At 72.4% G+C, this 20,468-nt stretch carries 15 protein-coding genes and 2 pseudogenes; 6 read left to right on the top strand and 11 right to left on the bottom strand.

Features of this window, described 5'->3' with window-relative positions; genetic code table 11:
* Positions 1-6: 6 nt before the first annotated feature.
* Positions 7-150, bottom strand: a pseudogene (locus VQH23_RS17600) (IS630 family transposase); the annotation flags it as partial.
* A 145-nt stretch (positions 151-295) separates the two neighbouring features.
* On the opposite strand from VQH23_RS17600, the gene VQH23_RS17595 reads away from it, so the two are divergent.
* Complete coding sequence (locus VQH23_RS17595) at positions 296-1,435, top strand: epoxide hydrolase family protein (protein ID WP_338662031.1); 1,140 nt, start codon at positions 296-298, stop codon at positions 1,433-1,435.
* Positions 1,436-1,576: 141 nt separating this feature from the next.
* Here VQH23_RS17595 and VQH23_RS17590 read toward each other — a convergent pair.
* The 4 genes and pseudogenes from VQH23_RS17590 to VQH23_RS17575 form a co-directional block, all read right to left on the bottom strand.
* Positions 1,577-1,795 (bottom strand): annotated as a pseudogene (locus VQH23_RS17590) (helix-turn-helix domain-containing protein); the annotation flags it as partial.
* A gap of 427 nt (positions 1,796-2,222) precedes the next feature.
* Entirely contained in the window at positions 2,223-2,642 is a 420-nt protein-coding gene (locus VQH23_RS17585; RefSeq protein ID WP_338662030.1) for an NfeD family protein, read from the bottom strand.
* Positions 2,627-3,667: an SPFH domain-containing protein gene (locus tag VQH23_RS17580; RefSeq protein WP_338662029.1), complete on the bottom strand. Its 1,041-nt coding sequence runs from the start codon at positions 3,665-3,667 to the stop codon at positions 2,627-2,629. The genes VQH23_RS17585 and VQH23_RS17580 overlap by 16 nt, the downstream gene beginning before the upstream one ends.
* Before the next feature lie 136 nt (positions 3,668-3,803).
* A complete protein-coding gene (locus VQH23_RS17575) occupies positions 3,804-4,640 on the bottom strand; it encodes a helix-turn-helix domain-containing protein (RefSeq protein WP_338662028.1) in 837 nt (278 codons plus the stop codon).
* A gap of 273 nt (positions 4,641-4,913) precedes the next feature.
* Between VQH23_RS17575 and VQH23_RS17570 the strand changes: the two genes are divergently transcribed.
* The 4 genes from VQH23_RS17570 to VQH23_RS17555 all read left to right on the top strand — a co-directional run bounded on the left by VQH23_RS17570 (position 4,914) and on the right by VQH23_RS17555 (position 13,324).
* The gene (locus VQH23_RS17570) at positions 4,914-6,419 is read left to right on the top strand and encodes an efflux RND transporter periplasmic adaptor subunit (RefSeq protein ID WP_338662027.1); all 1,506 of its coding nucleotides are present in this window, start codon (positions 4,914-4,916) and stop codon (positions 6,417-6,419) included.
* 9 nt (positions 6,420-6,428) lie between these two features.
* A complete protein-coding gene (locus VQH23_RS17565) occupies positions 6,429-9,599 on the top strand; it encodes a multidrug efflux RND transporter permease subunit (RefSeq protein ID WP_338662026.1) in 3,171 nt (1,056 codons plus the stop codon).
* A 220-nt stretch (positions 9,600-9,819) separates the two neighbouring features.
* Positions 9,820-12,156 carry a xanthine dehydrogenase family protein molybdopterin-binding subunit gene (locus VQH23_RS17560; RefSeq protein ID WP_338662025.1) on the top strand — a complete coding sequence of 779 codons (2,337 nt, stop codon included), beginning with the start codon at positions 9,820-9,822 and terminating at the stop codon, positions 12,154-12,156.
* 97 nt (positions 12,157-12,253) lie between these two features.
* Positions 12,254-13,324 carry a class I SAM-dependent methyltransferase gene (locus tag VQH23_RS17555; protein WP_338662024.1) on the top strand — a complete coding sequence of 357 codons (1,071 nt, stop codon included), beginning with the start codon at positions 12,254-12,256 and terminating at the stop codon, positions 13,322-13,324.
* A gap of 218 nt (positions 13,325-13,542) precedes the next feature.
* Here the strand turns inward: VQH23_RS17555 and VQH23_RS17550 are convergent, their stop codons facing one another.
* The 6 genes from VQH23_RS17550 to VQH23_RS17525 form a co-directional block, all read right to left on the bottom strand.
* Positions 13,543-14,334, bottom strand: a complete 792-nt coding sequence (locus VQH23_RS17550; RefSeq protein ID WP_338662023.1) for a hypothetical protein — start codon at positions 14,332-14,334, stop codon at positions 13,543-13,545.
* A 120-nt stretch (positions 14,335-14,454) separates the two neighbouring features.
* A complete protein-coding gene (locus tag VQH23_RS17545) occupies positions 14,455-15,081 on the bottom strand; it encodes a hypothetical protein (RefSeq protein ID WP_338662022.1) in 627 nt (208 codons plus the stop codon).
* Positions 15,081-16,109: an MlaD family protein gene (locus VQH23_RS17540; protein WP_338662021.1), complete on the bottom strand. Its 1,029-nt coding sequence runs from the start codon at positions 16,107-16,109 to the stop codon at positions 15,081-15,083. The genes VQH23_RS17545 and VQH23_RS17540 overlap by 1 nt, the downstream gene beginning before the upstream one ends.
* 1 nt (position 16,110) lies before the next feature.
* Positions 16,111-16,872, bottom strand: a complete 762-nt coding sequence (locus tag VQH23_RS17535; RefSeq protein WP_338662020.1) for an ATP-binding cassette domain-containing protein — start codon at positions 16,870-16,872, stop codon at positions 16,111-16,113.
* Positions 16,873-16,874: 2 nt separating this feature from the next.
* Positions 16,875-18,245, bottom strand: coding sequence for an MlaE family lipid ABC transporter permease subunit (locus tag VQH23_RS17530; RefSeq protein ID WP_338662019.1), 1,371 nt, complete (start codon positions 18,243-18,245; stop codon positions 16,875-16,877).
* Positions 18,242-19,477, bottom strand: coding sequence for an NAD(P)/FAD-dependent oxidoreductase (locus VQH23_RS17525; protein ID WP_338662018.1), 1,236 nt, complete (start codon positions 19,475-19,477; stop codon positions 18,242-18,244). Before VQH23_RS17525 ends, VQH23_RS17530 begins: the two co-directional genes overlap by 4 nt.
* Before the next feature lie 222 nt (positions 19,478-19,699).
* Between VQH23_RS17525 and VQH23_RS17520 the strand changes: the two genes are divergently transcribed.
* The gene (locus VQH23_RS17520; protein ID WP_338662017.1) at positions 19,700-20,461 is read left to right on the top strand and encodes an SDR family NAD(P)-dependent oxidoreductase; all 762 of its coding nucleotides are present in this window, start codon (positions 19,700-19,702) and stop codon (positions 20,459-20,461) included.
* The last annotated feature ends 7 nt before the right edge of the window (positions 20,462-20,468 follow it).

The raw sequence follows: 20,468 nt of genomic DNA, 5'->3' as shown, positions 1-20,468 counted from the left end.
TTCCGATCAGGTTGGATCACAGGCGTCGTAACCTGCGGCGGCGAAATAGTTGCGGCACTCGTCAGAGGTGAAGCGGGTAAAGGCTTGCTGGATGGCGGCGCGCAGATCAAGGACGGTGCGGGCTTCCGCGGTCCGGAGCAGCGCTTTCAACAGCCGCCTTTTCGTTGCTATAGGACGAGTTGAATTCGTGTCACGCGAGACGATGCAGCCGCACGCATTCGGATGCCGCGGCGGCGGCCTTTCGAGCGGCCAACGGGCGTCACGCGACGAGCGGCGGCGGAGCGAGGAGACGGCGATGGCGACGCCCTACAAGATCGAGATTTCCGACGACCGGCTCGCGACCATCGCGCGAAAGGTCGCCGCCTACGACTGGAGCGAGCTTCCCGACGCGGGAGGTTGGCGATCGGGCGTCGGGGTCGCCGACCTCCAGCGGCTTGTCACCTATTGGCGGGATGTCTACGACTGGCGTGCCGTCGAGCGGCGCCTCAATCGCCTTCCGAATTTCATGACGGGTATCGACGGCGAGCACCTGCATTTCGTGCACTTGAAGGGCGACGGCTCGAAGCCGCCGCTTCTACTCCTGCACGGCTGGCCAGGCTCGTATCTCGAGTTCGAGCCGCTGCTGGAGCCGCTGGTGGCGGACGGTCACGACGTCGTCGTCCCGTCGCTGCCGGGCTTCGCCTTCTCGAAGCCGATCACCGGCCTCGTCGGGCCGCGGCGGGCCGCGGCGCTGATGAACGGGCTGATGGGCGAGCTTTACGGTGCCGAGCGCTTCATCGTCCAGGGCGGGGATTGGGGTAACGCGATTGCCGCGTGGATGGCGCACGACCGGCCCGACGCGCTGCTCGGCATCCACCTCAACATGGTCAATCTACACGCGGAGGATGCCGCACCGACGAGCGACGCGGAAAAGGCATTCGTCGCCAAACGGGACGAACTCTTGGAGCTGGAGGGCGGCTACAGTCACCAGCTGGGGACGCGCCCGCAAACGCTCGGCGCGGCGATGGCCGACAGCCCCGTCGGCGCGGCCGGCTGGATGCTCGAGAAGATCGGCAAGTGGGCCGATCTCCCGGTAGCGCCCGATGGCCGCCCGGACATATGGAGCAAGTTCTCCGAAGAAGAGCTGCTCACCAACATCATGCTCTACGTCGCGCCGTCCTCGGTCGTTACCGCGACCTGGATCTATCAGGGCAGGCGCCTCGAAAAGTCGAACAAGTTTCCCGCTGGAACGCGCATCCAGGTGCCGACCGGCGTCGCCGCCTTCCCCGACCCCGTATTCATCCCGCCGCCGCGCTCCTTCGCACAGAAGACCTACGACATCGTGCACTGGAGTGACATGCCGTCGGGCGGCCACTTCGCCGCTTGGGAGGAGCCGGACCTGATGCTGAGCGACCTGCGGGCGTTCGTCGCCCTGGTCCTCGGCAAAAGCTCGTGACGTCGGCAATCCTGGTGACCGCGGAGTTGGCAGCTATACCTGCGGCCCTGCCGCGGGCGTGGCGGAATTGGAGCCGTGCCCTCTCAGGTTGGGTCATAGGCATCGCTTCCAGCAGCGGAGAGGTAGCTTCGGCACTCATCTCCGAAGGATCAAGGCGGCCTGCGCTTCCAGACGCTGCGAGTTACGGTCGCCGCCCATGGGCTTGGGCGCGATCTGCCCGTCCTGTCGGAAGCGCTCATGCCAACGGACCGCGCTGGCCGCCCCGACACCGAAGCGTTTGGCCGCCTGACGCCTCGAAGCACCCGCTTCAATCGCGGCGACCACACGCTCGCACAGATCGACCGACAAGGTTGAAGGCATGCCAATCCCCGTCGCAAGCCCATCCAGTGAGTCACAGGCCGGCCAGATCGCCTAGCCCAAGCGATTCAACCCGCAAGGGCACGGCTCTAGCGCAGGTCCGTTCCGGCCGACGATACGCCACCGCAAGATTTTCCCTCGCGTCCCCTGCGGGCACCGAATAAGCCCGCCGTCCCGAAGGTCTTCCCCTACCGAGTAGGCACCGCGGCGGCATGGATGGACATGCGGCTGCCCCAGTAGTTCTGCGCGGGCGGCAAGGCTCCGCGGGGATGAAAAGGCGATAGCTCTGCTAGCCCTTGCCGGCGGCAGAACCGGTCTCAAGCCCGGTGCGCGGCGCCGAACTCCGACGTGCGATGGGATCCGATCCCATCGCACGTCGCTTCAACAGGAAGCGGCGAGTCCCCACGGCGAACAGGTCCGCCGTGCCCGCCTAACCCACCGCCCTCACCCGCAGCACCGTCCCGTCCACCGCCTCCACCCGCACCAGCGCGCCCGGCGCGGGCACGGCGCCCTCCGCCCGGGCCGCCCAGTCGCTGTCGCCCACCCGCACGCGCAGCCCCGGCCCGCTGGAGGGCTGAATCACCCCTTCGCGTCCCACCAGCCCGGATTCCGGCATGTTCACCCCGGATGCCCCGCCCGTGCGGCGGCGGCGCAGCGCCAGCGCGATCCCCGCCGCCAGCAGCACCGCGAACACCACGACGGAGAGCGGGAATCCCGGTTCCACCAGCAGCCCCAGCAGCCCCGTGCCCACCGCCGCCAGCCCGGCCCAGAGCAGGAAGGCGCCTGGCAGCACCATCTCCGCCCCCAGCAGCACCAGCCCGGCGAGAAGCCAGATCAGCCAGGGCTCCACGGTCCCGCCCCCGTCTGCGGCCCGGAGGACGGCACCGAGCCGGGCGCCGCTGGCGGCAAGGAGGCGGGCGGCGCGGCCGCGCCCCTCGCCGGCGCCGCAACCCTGGGCGCTGCCGGCGCAACCCCCGCCGGCCCGCCCGTCGGCCCACCAGTGGGAGCGCGCAGCAGCTCCAGCGCCGCCGTCACCCCGCCCGCGAGCCCGGACGCCTCCATCGGCACCAGCACCAGCCGGGAATTCGGGCTGGAGGCGATGGCCTGGAACGCCGCCACGTACTTCTCCGCCACGAAGTAGCGCAGCGCGTCGCCGCCGGCGCCGGAGGCCACCTCGGCCACCATCCGTGCCGCCTCCGCCTCGGCCTGCCCCATGCGCTCCCGCGCCTCGGCGTCGCGGAAGGCCGCCTCGCGCCGCCCTTCCGCCTCCAGCACCAGCGCGGATTTCGCGCCCTCGGCCTTCAGCAGCGTGGCGCGCCGCTCGCGCTCGGCCGTCATCTGCAGGTTCATGGCGCGGATCAGGTTCTCCGGCGGCTCGATCTTTCGGATCTCGACGCGCGCCACCTTCACGCCCCAGGGGTCCGTCGCCCCGTCCAGGATCGTCAGCAGCGCCGAATTGATCCGCTCGCGGGAGGAAAGGGTCTGGTCGAGGTCCATCTCACCGATCACGGCGCGGATGTTCGTCATGGAGATCGCGGTCAGCGCCGCCTGCAGGTTCTGCACCTGGTAGGCCGCCTTCGCCGGATCCATCACGCGGTAGTAGACGATGCCGTCCACCGTCACCGTCGCGTTGTCGCGCGTGATCACGGACTGCTCGGGGATGTCGAGCACCACCTCCTGCACGTTCATCCGCCGCCCGACACCGTCCACGTAGGGGATGATGAAGTTCAGCCCGGGCTGCAGCAGCCGCGTGAAGCGCCCGAAGCGCTCCACCGTCCAAACCTCGCCCTGTGGCACCGTGCGGATGCCCATCGCCGCCGTCACGACGACGAGGATCAGGATTACCGCGAAGACGACCACGCCCGCCGAGACCATCACGTCCCTCCCTCTCGATTCGCGGCCACCCTAACGCGAAACGGCCGGGCACGCGGCCCGGCCGTCCTGACAAGGTCGTGGGGCCACCGCCCTGCCCGCCGCGCTCGGTTCAGTGGCCATTCAGCACACTGGCCGCTCAGCCCATCAGCCCCCGCGTCAGCCCCGCCGCGGCATCGGCCACCAGCATCTTCACCCGCTCCGCCTCCGGCCAGAGCCGCTCGGAAGCGCCGGAGATGGTCAGCGCCCCGCAGAGTGCCCCGCCGGGCTGGAACACCGGCGCGGAGACCGCCGCCGGATCGAGGTCCCGGCTGCCCTGCGTCGCCACCACGGGGTGGGCGCCCGGCACGGTGGCCGGCGCCGCCTCCGGCTCCTCGCCCATCCCCGGATCCCAGATCGCGAAGACCCGCCCGGTGGCGGCCCCGCCCAGTGGCATCATGTCACCCGCCTGCACCGCCACCCGGAGCGTGCGCGGCGGCGCGGAGCGGTAGAGGCAGATCCGCCGCTCGTCATCGGTCTTCACCCAGAAGGCCGCGCCGTGCCCCGTCGCCTCCGTCAGCGAATCCAGCACCGGCGGCACCAGCGCCTCCAGCCCCAGGCTGCGGGTATAGAGCGAGCCCCAGTGCAGCAGCATCGGCCCCGGGGACCAGGACCCGTCCGCGTTCCGCTTCACGCAGCAGTGCCGCTCCAGCGAGGCCAGCAGCCGCAGGATCGTGCTCTTGTAGAGCCCGGTCCGCGCCGCCAGCACCCGCAGCGGAAGCGCCGTGTCGCCGGGCCGGAAGGCGCCCAGCACCGTCATCGCCCGCCCGACCGCGGCCACGCCCGAGGCGGTGGAAGGCGGGGAGAGCAGCCGCGCCCGCGGCAGGGCCGGCCGCTCCGCCGGTGCGGCCCCGCGCCCGATGGGGATCACCGTCGCCTCCGCCCGGACAGCGATGGCCGCTGCGGCGGCCTCGGGGAAAGTCTCAGCGGTCAGCACGTTGGGTTCCAAGGCTTCAACTCCCTCAACGGCGCGGTCGCCCGCCCCTTCGGCTCTGCCTGCGGCGCCGCCCCCGGCGCGCGGCGGGACTATCAACTATCCCAAGTTGGCGCGGGAAGGGTTTCGTGCCGCACAACGGAACGCCGCGGCACGAAGATGCGAATTATTTTCAATCACACCCATGTTTCACACCCCGGTACTGCCGCAAGGCTAGACTGGACGGTGCGGTTCAGAGCGCTTGCGGAAAACTGGACCTTCCGCCACATCCCCGCCATGACGCGCCGCAATCCCTCCGCGCCGGCCTCCGCCGGCCGGGCCGCCCCGCTCGCGCCCCTCGCCGGGGCCGCGCGCCTGCTGGCGATGGCGCTCCTCGCGCCGCCCCTGCTCGCCCTGGCCGGCACCGCCCCGGCCCTGGCCCAGTTCGGCCCCCAGGGCCCGCCCGCCGTCGGCGTGATGGATGCCGCCCGCCGCCCGGTGACGGAGAGCACGGACTTCGTCGGCCGGGTCGAGGCGCTGGAGCGGGTGGACGTCGTCGCCCGCGTCACCGGCTACCTCCAGGAGCGCCTGTTCCAGGAGGGCCAGGAGGTGAGGAAGGGCGATCCCCTCTACCGGATCGAGCGCCAGACCTTCGAGGCCGACCTCGCCCGCGCCCAGGCAACCGTCGCCTCGGCGGAGGCCGAGCTGGCGAATGCCCGCGTCACCCTCTCCCGCGCGCAGGAACTGTCCCGCAGCGGCGCCGGCACCCGCGTCTCGCTGGATAACGCCGTGGCGCAGGAGCGCACGGCGAATGCCGGCCTCCTCTCCGCCCGCGCCGCGGCCCGCGCTGCGGAGATCAACCTCGGCTACACCGAGATCACCTCCCCCATCGACGGCAAGATCGGCCGCACGAACCTCACCATCGGCAACGTGGTCGGTCCCAATGCCGGGGCGCTGGCCGTCATCGTCAGCCAGGACCCGATGCGCGTCTCCTTCCCCGTCTCCCAGCGCCAGGCGCTGGAGCTCCGGGACCGCTACGCCGGCCGCGGCGGCGTGGACGCGGTGGTGATCCGCTTCCGCACCGTGGACGGCAAGACCTACCCCCATCCCGGCCGGATCGAGTTCATCGACAACCAGATCAACCGCAACACGGACAGCATCCTGATCCGCGCGCAGGTGCCGAACCCACCCGGCGGCCCGGGTAACGAGCGCCAGCTCATCGACGGCCAGTTCGTCAACGTCTCGGTGGAGGGCGCGGAGCCCGTCCAGGCCATCACCATCCCCCGCTCCGCCGTGCTGCAGGACCAGCAGGGCACCTACGCCTTCATCGTGGACGCGGAGAACAAGGCCCAGCGCCGCAACCTCCGTCTCGGCCGCAGCACGCCCGAGACCGCCGTGATCGAGGACGGCCTGAACCCCGGCGACAAGGTGATCGTCGAGGGTGTCCAGCGCGTCCGCCCCGGCCAGGAGGTGAACGCAGCGCCGGCCGGTTCTCCGGCCGGCGCTGCGCCCGGCGCCCAGGGCGGCGCGCCGGCCGGTGCCGCCCCCGCAGGCGGCGCCCCCGCTGGCGGGAACGCCCGGCCGGGCTCGCGCAACGGCAACCCGCAATCCGGCGCCGCCACCGGCAACGCCCCCTCCAGCGCCGCCCCCGGCGGGGCGAACCAGGGCACCGTCCAGGGCGGCCCGGCCGGCGCCGGCGCCTCCCCGCCCGGCGCGCCCGCCGCGCCGAGCACGGGCCAGCCCGGCACCTCCCAGCCGCAGGCCGCAACGCCCCCCGCCAACCAGTCCGGCACCGCCCGGTAAGGCGCCCCCATGATCTCCGGTACCTTCGTCGATCGCCCGCGTCTGGCGATCGTCATCGCGCTGCTCACCCTCATCGCCGGCGCGATCTCGCTCATCCGCATCCCCGTGTCCCAGTTCCCGGACATCGTGCCGCCCCAGGTCTCCGTGAACGCCCGCTACCCCGGCGCCTCCGCCGCGGTGATCGAGCAGACGATCGGCCAGGTGATCGAGGGCCAGGTGAACGGCGTGGACCGCATGATCTACATGCGCTCCAACTCCGCGAACGACGGCACCTACGCGCTCAACGTCTCATTCCAGCTCGGCACGGACCCCGACCTGGCGACGGTGAACGTGAACAACCGCGTCCAGGCCGCCCTCGCCCGCCTGCCGCAGGAGGTGCAGCGCAGCGGCGTCACCGTCCGCAAGCAGTCCTCCGCCGTGCTGATGTTCGCCTTCCTCTACGCGAAGGAAGGCGGGCTGAACCCGCTCTTCCTCTCCAACTACTTCACCATCAACATGCTGGACGACCTCGCCCGCGTGCCGGGCGTGGGCCAGGTGAACGTCTTCGGCGCGCAGGACTATTCCATGCGCGTCTGGTTCGAGGTGGACCGCCTCACCAGCCTGAACATGACCCCGCAGGACGTGATCGCCGCCATTCAGGGGCAGAACGTCCAGGCCGCCGTGGGCCGCCTCGGCGGCCGCCCGATCGGCGACGACCAGTCCTTCCAGATCAACCTGGAGACCCGCGGCCGCCTCCAGAGCCCGGAGGAGTTCGGCAATATCGTCGTCCGCGCCAACCAGGACGGCTCGGTGCTGCGCGTGCGCGACGTGGCGCGCGTCGAGATCGGCGCGGCCAACATGGACACGGAGAACCGCTTCAACGGCCAGCCCGCCATCGCCTTCGGCATCTATCTCGCCCCCGGCGCCAACGCCGTCTCCGTCTCGGAAGCGGTGAAGCAGCGCCTGCGCGAGCTCTCGGCCCGCTTCCCCCAGGGCCTGGACACGGAAGTCTTCTACGACAGCTCGGACTTCGTGAACGAGACGATCCACGAGGTCATCAAGACCCTGCTGGAGGCCTTCGTCCTCGTCGTCATCGTCGTCTACCTCTTCCTCGGCTCCTGGCGGGCCACGATCATCCCCACCGTCGCCGTCCCCGTCTCCCTCATCGGCGCGTTCATCATCCTGCTGGGCATGGGCTACTCGGCCAACACCGTCTCCCTGCTCGCCATGGTGCTCGCCATCGGCATCGTGGTGGACGACGCCATCGTGGTGGTGGAGAACGTGGAGCGCGTGATGGAGGAGCACCCCGAGCTCTCCACCGCCGACGCCACGAAGAAGGCGATGAGCGAGATCACGGCGCCCATCATCGCCATCACCCTCGTCCTCCTCTCCGTCTTCGTCCCCATCGCCTTCATCCCCGGCCTCTCGGGCGAGCTGTTCCGGCAGTTCGCGGTGACGATCTCGGCCGCCATGGTGATCTCGGCGATCAACGCCCTCACCCTCTCCCCGGCCCTCTGCGCCATCATCCTCAAGCCCCACCACGGCCCGCGCCGCGGTCCCATCGGCTACGTGCTGCGCGGCATCGACTGGACGCGGGACAAGTACGCCTCCGGCGTCGCCCGCCTCGTCCGGGTCGCCGCCCTGTCGCTGGTCATCACCGCCGGGCTCGGCTTCGCCATCTGGACCATCAGCGGCAAGACTCCCACGGGCTTCCTGCCGCAGGAGGACCAGGGCGCCTTCTTCATCCAGGCCCAGCTCCCCCCCGGTGCCAGCGTCTCCCGCACGCGCGAGGTGGTTCGCCAGATCGAGGAGATCGTCCGCCCCATCCCCTCCGTGCAGGGTACGCTCGGCATCGTCGGCTTCTCCCTCATCGATGGCGGTGCCCAGTCCAACTCCGCCTTCATGGTGGTCCGCATGAAGCCCTTCGCGGACCGCACGGGCGCGATGGACAGCGTGCAGGCCGCCATCGGCCGCGTCTTCGGCGCCACCCAGGGCATCCGCACCGCCAACACCTTCGCCTTCAACCTGCCACCCATCGTCGGCCTCGGCACCGGCGGCGGCTTCGAGTACATCCTGCAGGACCTGGAAGGGCGCGACATCGCGGCGCTCAACGCCGCCATGCAGGGCCTGATCGCCCCGGCCAACGGCGACCCCAACCTCACCGCCGTCTTCTCCACCTTCGCCGCCAACAACCCCTCCCTCTACCTGGAGGTGGACCGCGACAAGGCGCAGGCCCTCGGCATCCCCATCGCCAACGTCTTCACCACCCTGCAGGCGGCGCTCGGCGGCATCTACGTCAACGACTTCAACCTCTACGGCCGCGTCTGGCAGGTGAACATCCAGGCCGAGGCCGGGGACCGCAACGACATCGACGACATCTGGCGCATCCAGGTCCGCGCCAACAACGGGGAGATGGTGCCGCTGCGCGCCTTCGCCGATGTCCGCACCGTCGTCGGCCCGCAGACCATCACCCGCTACAACAACTACCGCGCCATCTCCATCAATGGCGCCCCCCGGCCCGGGATCTCCTCCGGCCAGGCCTTGGCCGCGATGGAGGGGCTCTCGGACCGCGTCCTCCCCAACGGCTACAGCTACGCCTGGACCGGCACCGCCTACCAGGAGAAGCTCGCCTCGGGGCAGACGGCCTACATCCTCGCGCTCGCCGTCCTCTTCGCCTACCTCTTCCTCGTCGCCCTCTACGAGAGCTGGGTCATCCCCATCCCCGTGCTGCTCTCCATCGCGGTGGGCGTGCTCGGCTCCTTCGGCGCCATCCTGCTGGCCGGGCTCTCGCTCGACATCTACGCCCAGATCGGCCTGGTGGTGCTCATCGCGCTCGCCGCGAAGAACGGCATCCTCATCATCGAGTTCGCGAAGGAGGCGCGCGAGCGCGGCATGCCCATCCGCGAGGCCGCGATCGAGGGCGCCCGCCTCCGATTCCGCGCGGTGATGATGACCTCCATCGCCTTCGTGCTCGGCCTCGTCCCGCTCGTCATCGCCACCGGCGCGGCCGCCGTCTCCCGCCGCGCCGTGGGCACGCCCGTCTTCGGCGGCATGCTCGCCGCCTCCATCATCGGCATCTTTATGATCCCGATGCTCTACGTAACCTTCCAGACCATGCGCGAATGGGTGAAGGGCAAGTTCGGCGGCGGGCGCGCCGAGCACGGCCCACCCTCCACCGGCACCCCGGCGGACCAGCACTGAACGGCCGGCTCTGAGGCCGCGGCACCGCCGGTGGGGCATGCCGCCGACGGTCCTGCTCCCAACCCGGCAGCCTCTCTCCGGCATCGCCGCCCACCACGGCGCCCCGGACCCCACGGCTGCCCCCTTCCCCGCGGGCACGCCCTGACGGCATGATCCGCCGCATCATCCCGGGCCGGGGCGGCACCTCCGCTTCCCCGGGACAGGTGCGGAGGACAGCACAGTGGCGAAGTTCGGCCTCAGCCAGAGCCTGCGTCGGGTCGAGGACCCCCGCCTCCTCCGCGGCGGTGGCCGCTACACGGACGATCTGGTGCCCCAGGGCGTCGCGGCCGGCGCCGCCATCAGCCACATCCTCCGCTCCCCCCACGCCCATGCCCGCATCCTCTCCATCGGCACGGAAGCCGCAAAGGCGGTCCCGGGCGTCCTCGCCGTGCTCACCGGCGAGGACTGGGCAGCGGAGGGCCTGAACGAGATCCCCTGCGCCATCCCCATGAAAAACCGGGACGGCTCCCCACGCGGCAACACCCCGCGCGGCGCCCTCGCCCAGGGCGTGGTGCGCCATGTCGGCGACCCCGTGGCCTTCATCGTCGCCGAATCCCACGCCGCCGCCCGCGACGCGGCGGAGGCGATCGAGGTGGAGTACGAGACCCTCCCCTCCGTGACAGATCTCGCCACCGCCACCGACCCCGGCCAGCCCCAGGTCTGGCCGGAGGTGGCGAACAACACCGTCTTTGACTGGGAGACCGGCAACCGCGAGGAGACGGACCGCCTCTTCGCGGGCGCCGCGCACGTCACCACCGTCCGCATCGTCAACAACCGCATCGTCGTCGCCTCCATGGAGGGCCGCGCCGCCGTTGCGGAGTACGACGAGGGCTACGACCGCTTCACCCTGCACGCCGGCACCCAGGGCAGCTGGGCGCTGAAGAGCACCCTCGCCGGCGTCTTCAACATCCCCAAGGAGAAGCTCCGCGTCGTCACCCACGACGTCGGCGGCGGCTTCGGGATGAAGATCTTCACCTACCCGGAATACGCCCTCTGCATGATGGCCGCCCGCCGCCTCGGCCGCCCCGTGCGCTGGACCAGCGAGCGGACAGAGGCCTTCCTCTCCGACACCCACGGCCGCGACAACATCACCACCGGCCAGCTCGCGCTGGACGCGGACGGCAAGTTCCTGGCGATGCGCACGAAGAACATCGCCAACATGGGCGCCTACCTCTCCACCTACGGCCCCTACATCCCCACCGCCGCCGGCACGAAGGTCCTCGCCAGCGTCTACGGCTTCCGGGCCATCCACGCGAACGTCATCGGCGTCGTCACCAACACCACGCCCGTCGATGCCTATCGCGGCGCCGGCCGCCCCGAATCCAACTACGTCGTGGAGCGCCTGATCGACGCCGCCGCGCGCGAGACGGGGATCGACCGCGTGGAGCTGCGCCGCCGCAACATGGTGCCCTCCTCCGCCATGCCGCACACCACCCCCGTCGGTCAGACCTACGATTCCGGCGAGTTCGCGCAGGTGATGGACCACGCCCTCGCGCTCATGGACTGGGACGGCTTCCCCGCCCGCCGCGCCGCCTCGCTCGCGGCCGGCAAGCGCCGCGGCATCGGCCTCGCCTACTACCTGGAGGCCACCGGCGGCTCCGACAGCGAGCGCGCGGAGGTCCGCTTCGCGGCCGATGGCGGCGTCGAGGTCCTCGTCGGCACCCAGTCCACCGGCCAGGGCCACGAGACCGCCTACGTCATGATCACCGCCCACGAGCTCGGCATCCCCGTGGAGAAGATCCGCGTCATCCAGGGCGATTCGGACGAGATCCCCACCGGCGGCGGCACCGGCGGCGCCCGCTCCCTCTACTCGGAGGGAACCGCCCTCCTCGCCACCACCGCCACCGTGATCGAGCGCGGCCGGCAGGCCGCCTCCGAGGCCCTGGAGGCCTCCCCCGCCGACATCGAGTTCGCGGATGGCCGCTTCGCCATCGCCGGCACGGACCGCGCCATCGGCATCCTCGACCTCGCCCGCACCCAGCGGGAGCGCGCCGCGCGCGGCGAGGCGGCCACGGTGCTGGACGCGGCCGAGGTCGCCGCCATCCCCAGCCATACCTTCCCCAATGGCTGCCACGTCGCCGAGGTGGAGGTGGACCCGGAGACCGGCATCATCTCCATCCCCCGCTACGTCGTGACGGACGATGTGGGCCACGCCCTCAACCCCCTCATCGTCCGCGGCCAGGTCCATGGCGGCGTCGCCCAGGGCATCGGCCAGGCGATGCTGGAGCGCACCGCCTACGACCCGGAGAGCGGCCAGCTCCTCTCCGCCTCCTTCATGGACTACGCCCTGCCGCGCGCCGGCGACCTTCCCCCGATCGAGGTGGAGTTCGTCTCCGTCCCCTGCCTGACCAACCCGCTCGGCGTGAAGGGCGCGGGCGAGGCGGGCGCCGTGGGATCCCCGCCCGCGCTGATGAACGCGCTGGTGGACGCCCTCTCCCCGGACGGCATCACCCACCTCGACATGCCCGCGACGCCCGAGGTGGTCTGGAAGGCGCTGGAGACGTCGCGCGCCGCCTGACGCGACCGCGCGACGCGGCCGCCCGGAGGGGGCGGCCGCTTTGACACTCCCCGGGGCCAGCCCTACCGTCCCGCCGGTCCGCGCGCAGTTGAGGCAGATGCCGGAAGAAGACCAGGGCGCCGAGCAGGGCGGGACCGGGAACCGGCTGCCCGCCGTCCCCGACGACATCCCGGCGGATCAGGTGCCGCTCTGGCACCTCCTGCTCCGCGTCCTCGGCCGCACCCCCGCGCCGCGCGACATGGAGATCTGGAACGGCGTGCTGGACGGGTCGCGGGACGGCCGGGATTTCCTCCGCAAGCTCGTCGGGAGCGCCCGCTTCCGCAACGCCGGCGGCGTCCGCGTGAAGTACCCCGCCGGCCACTTCTTCTCCCCCGTGGTGAACCCGGACGAGGTAGGGGACTACGTGCGGATGAGCCGCCGCGCCGGCCTGGCGGGGCTGCCCGGCATCCCGCTGGACCTCGAGGCCATGTCGGCCTTCTGGCAGGGCAACGCCGCCTTCATCGCCTCCACCCCCTTCACCGACGAGCCGGTGCCGGAGAACCGCTACTCCTACCGGGGCGGCCCCTACAGCTACGGCGACGGCATCACGGCGCGCGCCATGATCAACCACCTCCGGCCGCGCCGCGTGGTCGAGATCGGGTCGGGCTACTCATCCGCCTGCATGCTGGACGCCGCCGAGCATGCCGGGCTGGAGGCATTCCACCTCACCTGCATCGAGCCCTACCCCGCCCGGCTGCGCGGCCTGCTGCGGCCCGGGGACGACCGGAAGGTCACGATCCACGAGCGCGGCGTGCAGGGCATGCCGCTCGACATCTTCTCGTCGCTCGCGCCGAACGACGTCCTCTTCATCGACTCCACCCACGTCCTCAAGACCGGCAGCGACGTCCACTACGAGCTCTTCCACATCCTCCCCGCGCTGAAGCCCGGCGTGGTCGTCCACTTCCACGACTGCCGCTACCCCTTCGAGTACTCGGACAAGCAGATCTTCTCGAAGAACTACAGCTGGAACGAGGTCTACGGCGTGCGCGCCCTCCTCATGGACAGCACCCGCTACAAGGTCCTCTTCTGGGGCAGCTTCTTCGCCGACAGGCGGGCGGAGGAGGTGCGGGCCGTGAGCCCGGTCTACCTCCGCAACCCTGGCAGCGCCCTCTGGCTGAAGGTCGTCTGAGCACGACCCGATGAAGGCATCGGGCCGCGCCTCCGCCCCGCCCGTGCGGAGCCTTCGCGCGATGTCCCGCGCCACCCGGCGGAAGCGCTCCGCCGCCCGCAGCGGAACGCCCAGGGCGGCCGCCGCACCCACACGAGATCACCGCCCTGCAGCCCCGACAGCGCCTGGGCACCCCGCCCGCGGCCGCCCGCACCGGGCCGGTCCCCCACGCCCGCCCCCTAGCGCATCGCGACCACTGGTCCCTGCGCGGCCGGTGCCGCCGGCGGGGCATCCAGGAAGCTTACGCCGGTCACCCGGAAGCCATCGCCCTGCCAGGCCATCTCGAAAGCCACCCCGCCGGCCTCGTGCCGCGGCCCGTACTCCAGCCGGAACGAGGTCAGCCCCACCGCCCGGGCCGAGCGCAGCGTGGAGAGCGCGACCGTCGCGCCGTCCTCGCGCCCGCCCCGCCGCCGCGTGCCCAGCCAGGCCGACATCCCCTCCGGCCGCGCCCAGGATTCCGCCATCCGGTCCGCCATGGCCGAGAGATACCGCCGCGCTCCCCCGGTCTCGCCTTCCGGCACCTCCGCCGCCAGCCCGGCCCTCAGGCTGGCGAGGGTGGAGGGCGCGTCGATCTGCCGCAGCAGCCCCGGCGCGTCGCCCTGATCAATGGGCACGGAGAGGCGGAGCGCCAGCAGCCAGGGCAACACCAGCCAGGCCGCCAGCAGAACCGCCCCGCCCAGGGCACCGAGCCCGATCTGCAGCAGCGGCCGCAGGCGGGGCCGGCGGGCGCCCGATGCCCGCAGCGCCCGCTCCGCCTCCCAAGGCCTCGGCCAGCCGCGGCCCTCGACCCCCATGGCCGGCACCGGAAAGGATGGCACGGCAAAGGACGCCGCTCCGGCGACGGGCGAAACGGCCTCGGCTCCGGGGGTAGCGCGCAGACTTCGCGTCGCCTCCTGCGCCCGCACCGCCTGGCGGGCGTCGTACTCCGCCCAGACCTCGTCCCAGATCGCCGCCCGCCCATCGACCCGCATCGCGCCAGTCCCGTCCGTCTCAGGAACGGCGCGATCCTGGCGCCTTGTCTCTGTTTTTGAGACTGAGGCGTTGGCGGTGACTGAACCCTTAACGTCTCAAGCGATGAGACGATTTCCGCATCACGCGACCGCGCGCAGGTCGCCCTCCAGCCGCCCGAGCACGGCGGCCAGCGCCGCCACCATTCCCGCCGCCTGCGCGTCCGGCCCCAGCGGCCGGTCTGGCGGCACCGGCACGGTCGCCGTCTCGGCGTACTGCCCCACCACCCGCGTCCCGAACTGGCTCGTGTCCCGCAGCACCACCACGGTCATGGAGCACACCGCCACCCCGCGCCCGAGGTCGACGTGCAGCGCCACCAGCTCGCTCTCCATCGTCAGGTCCACGGCACCGCGCGTGCCCGGCGCCAGCACCGCGGCGAACATCCCGGAATCCACCAGCCACCGCCGCAGCGCGTCCTCCGCCGCCTCGGCCGGCGGCGCCGTCCACTCGGCGTAGTACTCCGTGGCCTCAGTCCCGTCCGCGCGGACCGAGCGCAGCAGCCGCCCGTCCAGCCCCGCCGCCGCGCGCGTCAGCCGCATCAGCAGCGTCTTCCGGTTCCGCCCCCTGCCCCCCGAGAGGGAGGCCCCCATCACCGAGGCACCGGGACGCCGCGGCGCCAGCGGGTAGCGCCGCGGCTCCACATAGTCCTGGTTCAGCACGGAGCACGCCCCCAGAAGGGGAAGCGCCCCGAGCACCATCCTTCGCCGCATCACCGCCTCTCCCTCGTCCAGGCCGGCGGCGGCGGGGGCGGCGCCAGAACGGCCGCCCCCGGCGATCGCCGCAGCATCTCCGTCGTGTCCCGCAGGTTGCCCGATGTCGCGCGCAGGTCGCGCAGCGTCGGCGTCAGGTCCACGTTCACGTCGCCCACCAGGTTGTTGATCGCGCGCGCGGCCGTCTCCACCTGCGCCACCGCCGCCGGCAGCCGCTGCATCCCCTGCTGGATCTGCTCCAGCGCCCGGTTCGCGTTCTGCACGGTCCCCCGGACCTCGCGCCCGTTGATCAGCGCCCGCGCATCCGCCACCGTCCCGCGAAGCTCGGTGGAGAGAGCGGGCAGGTTCAGCTCGGACACCGTCCGCTGCAGCGTCTGCAGCGTCTCCCGCGCCGCGCGGCTGGCCTGCGCCACCTCGCCGTCATTCACCTGCCGCCGCAGGTCCGTCAGCAGCCCCGCCATGTCCGCCAGGATCGCCTCGATCGGCAGGTTGCTGATCCGCTGCGCCAGCTGCTCCGCCACCGTCGTCACCTGCGAGATGGTGGAGGCGATGGCAGGGATCACGGGATAGGATGGCTGCCACGGCGGCTCCTCGACCGGGAACCGCTCGGCATCCACGAAGTCGAGTTCCAGGTAGCCCACGCCGGTGATGCCGGTGGATGCCAGCCGCGCCCGCAGCCCGAACTCCACCGCCCTCTCCACGTCCGCCTGCTCCCGCAGCCGGGAGAGGTCCAGCGCGAAGCGCACGATCACCCGCTGGTAGGCGGAGGAGAAGGCGCCCGGCGGCGGCGCGTACTCGGCGGCCACCAGGTTGATCTCCCGCACCTCGCCGAGCTGCACGCCCCGGAACCGCACGGCCGTGCCGACGCTCAGCCCCTGCACGCTCTCGCGGATATAGGTCTCGAAGGTCTGCGTGTTCCGCCCGAGCTTGCCGGCCGTGAAGAACAGCACGAACCCCACCCCCACCCCCAGCCCTACGAGGATGAGGATGCCGACGCGCAGGTAGAGCCCGCGTGAGGAGACCGCCATTCTACTGCGTCTCCCGCCGGAAGAACTTCCGCACCGTGTCGTTCGGCGGCTCATCCCGCAAGCGCCGCGGGTCGCCTTCTGCGATCATCCCCTGCGCCTCCTTGTCCAGCATGATGCAGCGATCCCCGATCGCCAGGATCGACTGCAGCTCGTGCGTCACCACAACGAATGTCGTGCCCAGGTCCCGCGCCAGGTCCTGGATCAGCTCGTCCAGCCCCGCGGAGGTCACGGGGTCCAGCCCCGCGCTCGGCTCGTCCAGGAACAGGATCGGCGGGTCCAGCGCCATGGCCCGCGCGATGCCCGCGCGCTTGGCCATGCCGCCCGAGATCTCCGCCGGCAGGCGAGACGCCGCGTCGGACAGCCCCACCAGCCCCAGCTTCACCCGCGCCACCGCCTCCCGCGCCTCGCGCGGCAGGTCGGTATGGGCCTCCAGCGGCAGCATCACGTTCTCCAGCAAGGTCATCGAGCCGAAGAGCGCGCCTGACTGCCACATGACGCCCAGCCGCGTCAGCAGGTTGCGCCGCGCCTCCCCCTCAGCCTCCGCCAGGTCGCCGCCGAGGATCGTCACCCGCCCCCCCGTCGGCCGGTACAGCCCGATCATCAGCTTCAGCAGCGTGGACTTGCCGCAGCCCGAGCCGCCGAGGATGACGAAGACCTCCCCCCGCCGCACCTCGAAGCTCACGTCCCGGAACAGCACGCGCTGCCCGAAGCCCATGCTCACCGTCTCGGCCCGGATCACGGCCGCACCGCCCTGGGGCGCCATCCCTACCACCCCAGCCGGAAGAACAGCACCGCGAAGATCCCGTCCAGCACCACCAGCGCCACGATCCCGCCCACCACGGCCGAGGTCGCCGCATCGCCCACCGCGCGCGGCCCGCTGCCGGCCTGCAGCCCGGCCCGGCAGCCGATGCCCGCGATCACCAGCCCGAACACCGCCGCCTTCCCAAGTCCCTGCAGCAGGTCCCACAGCTGCACCCCGGCATGGAGCTGGTCGATCACGATCGCGGGCGCGAAGCCCCGCCCGACCATGACCACCGCCATGCCCACCAGCCCGGAAAGGTCCATCAGCAGCGCCAGCACGGGCATGGCGATCGTCGCCGCCACCAGGCGCGGCAGCACCAGCAGCACCATGGGGTCGATCCCCATGATCCGCAGCGCGCTGATCTCCTCGTTCACCGTCATCGTGCCGAGCTCGGCCGCGAAGGCCGATCCCGTGCGCCCGGCCAGCACCACCGCGGCCAGCAGCGGCCCCAGCTCCCGCAGCAGGGAGATGCCCACCAGCCGCGGCACGAAGATGTCCGCCCCGTACTGCCGCATCGGCACGGCGGACTGGAAGGCCAGGATCACGCCGATCAGCACGCCCAGCAGCAGGATCAGCCCGAAGGCGCGCGTCCCCACCTCGTCCAGGTGCCGCAGCACGTCGGCCGCCCGCAGGTCGCGCGGCCGCCGCGCCGCGTTCACCACCGTGGCGGCGGATTCGCCGAGGAACTCCGCGGAATCCCCTGCCCCCTTCACCCGCCCCACGCCCCAGGCGCCCAGCCGCCGGATCGGCCCCAGCCGCGGCTTCTCCGGCGCGGGCGCCGGCGGCTTGCCCGAGGCCCCGCGCGCCCGCTCCAGCACCGCCGCCACCGGCTCCGAGGCGCCCTCGACCGGCACGTCCCCGTCCGCGGACTTGCCCGCGATGCGCTGCGCCGAGAGCACCAGCGCCGCTCCGCTCGTGTCCAGCGCCTCCAGCCCGGAGAGGTCAATCCGCCCCGCGCCCTTCGCCGCCTCCTCCGCCCGATGCCAGATCCGCCCGGCCGAGAGGCTCGTCAGCCGCCCGGTGAAGCGCAGGGCGTCGCCGTCCCGCGCCACCTCCGGCGGCGGCCCCTCCTCCGGTCCGGCATCGGATCCGGCGCCCACCTCGGGCCCGGCAACCGCCCCGCCCGGCTCCGGCGCCCGGTCCGGGGCCCGCCCCGGCCCCATATCCTCCGCCGGGGGCAGCGCCGGGCTACCGGCCGCCGGCGCCCGCTCCCGCGCCCCCTCGGCCCGCCCCTCGCGCCGGTTCCCCGCACCCTCCCCCACGGGAATGGCAGGGTCCGGCGGGTTCCGCTCCCCGTCCGCCACGCCCCCGCCCGTCACACTCCTGTCCGTCACGTCAGCCGCCTCACGGCCGCAACCGCCTCGCGCGCCGCCCGCGCGCCGCTCCCCCAGGCCCCCGCCAGCGTCCCCGCCAGGCTCTCGTGGCAGGCCTCCCCCGCCAGCATCAGCCGCCCCTCCCCGATCGGAGCCGAGAGCGCCGCCCGCGCCCCGCCCCGCCCCGGCCGCAGCGACGCGTAGGCGCCCATCGACCAGGGGTCCGTCCCCCAGGAGGACTCCACCCCCCCCTCGCGCCGCAGGGCGCGCTCCGCCCGCTCCCCGTACATCCCGCGCAGCTCCTGGAAGGCGAGGTCCACGATCGCCCCCTCCCCCTCCCGCGCCAGGTCCCAGGCCAGCGCCCCGCCCGCGAACCCCTCCAGATGGTCCCGCCCGAAAGACCAGGCGACGAAGGTCATCGCCCGCTCCCCCGGGTCCAGCCGCCGCTCGATCCCCCCGAAGGAGGGCAGGTCCAGCCGGTCATCTCCCGAGGCGCGCAGCCCCACCTTGCTCAGCAGCCCCATTGGCAGATCGTGCACCGCCCCGATCGTCCGCTCCGGCAGCGCCGGATCGAAGCGGATCGCCCCGGAGGCCAGCACCCCGGTGGAGGCCGTCACCACCGCCGCCCCCGCCTCCAGCACGCCGAAAGCCCCCTCCGCCCGCACCCGCTTCCCGCCCCAGGCGATCCGCTCCACCGGCGCCGAGAGCGTGATCGGCAGCCCCTCCGCCAGCACGGCCAGAAGGTGCCCGCACCCCTCGCGCGGCAGCAGGTTCGTCCCGTTCAGCAGCGTCGCCAGGTAGTCGTCCAGGTCGATTTCCCCGGCCTCGGCGGCCGCGATTACTGGCCCCTCCCAGTGCGTCAGCGTCGCGTCCCAGAACCCGCCCCGCGGCGCCGCATCGGCCAGGCTGCGAACCCCGCCGCCCGCCCCGGCGAGCGTCACCGCCGCGTGCCACGCCCGCTCGGCCCGGTCGTAGCCCTCCATGTCGGCCTCCGAGGCCCAACGATCCCCCATCCACACGCGGGAGGACCGCACGGAATCATGGTCGAACAGCTCCAGCCCCCGCGCCTCCGCCAGCGGCACCAGGGGGTTGGACTGCGCCGCATGCAGCCAGGTGGCCCCGAGGTCCATCGGCACGGCGGCGTCGGTCAGGGCCCGCCCGCCCACGCGCCCGCGCGCCTCCAGCACCCGGACCGTCAGCCCCAGCCCCATCGCCTCGCGCGCCGCCGCGATCCCGGCCGCGCCCGCACCCACGACCAGAAGGTCGCAATCCCCTGACACCATCAAGTCCCAATGGCCATAACCGGGCAGGGTTTCCACCGCCCCGCGCCCGGGGGCCAGCCCCTAACCGGCCGCCCATCGGCTTCGTGAAGCCCCGGCGGCCCCTTCCGTCACCCCGCGAAACGCCCCGTCACGGCCGGTATCGCAACCCGGTCCCCGGCCCCATCATCCCCGCCCCAACGGAATCGGACACCTATGAACTCCACCCGAGACCTCGAGGGCCGCCGCGCCCTCGTCATGGGCGGCAGCCGCGGCATCGGCCGCTCCATCGCCCTCGCCTTCGCCCGGGCCGGCGCCGCCGTGGCGATCTGCGCCCGCGGCGCCGAAACGCTGGAGGCCACCCGCGCAGAGATCGAGGCCGCCGGCGCGCAAAGCTTCGCCGCTCCCTGCGACCTCTCCGACCCCGCCGCCATCGCCGCCTTCGTCCCGGCCGCCGCCGGGGCCCTGGGCGGCATCGACATCCTCGTCAACAACGCCTCCGGCTTCGGCCGCGCCGATGACGAGGAGAGCTGGGCCGCCTCCCTCTCCGTGGACATCATGGCCGTGGTCCGCGCCAGCCACGCCGCCCTGCCCTGGCTCGAACGCTCGGCGGGCGGCGCCATCGTGAACATCGCGTCCATCTCGGCCCTGCACGCGACGAAGCGGAACCCGCCCTACGCGGCGGCCAAGGCCGCGGTGATCCAGTACACCTCCAGCCAGGCCCGGATCCTCGCGGCCAAGGGCATCCGCGCCAACGCCGTCTCCCCCGGCTCCATCGAGTTCCCCGGCGGCAACTGGGAGCGGCGCCGGACGGAGGACCCCGCCCTCTACCAGGGCACCCTGGCGGGAATCCCCTTCGGCCGCATGGGCCGCCCGGAGGAGGTGGCGGAAGCCGTCCTCTTCCTCGCCTCCCCGCGCGCGAGCTGGATCACCGGCCAGAGCCTCGTTGTGGATGGCGGCCAGCTCCTCGGCCCCTGAAGCCTGC

Source organism: Pararoseomonas sp. SCSIO 73927 (assembly GCF_037040815.1).
Lineage (GTDB): Bacteria > Pseudomonadota > Alphaproteobacteria > Acetobacterales > Acetobacteraceae > Roseomonas.
This window is presented reverse-complemented; position numbering and strand designations above follow the sequence as displayed.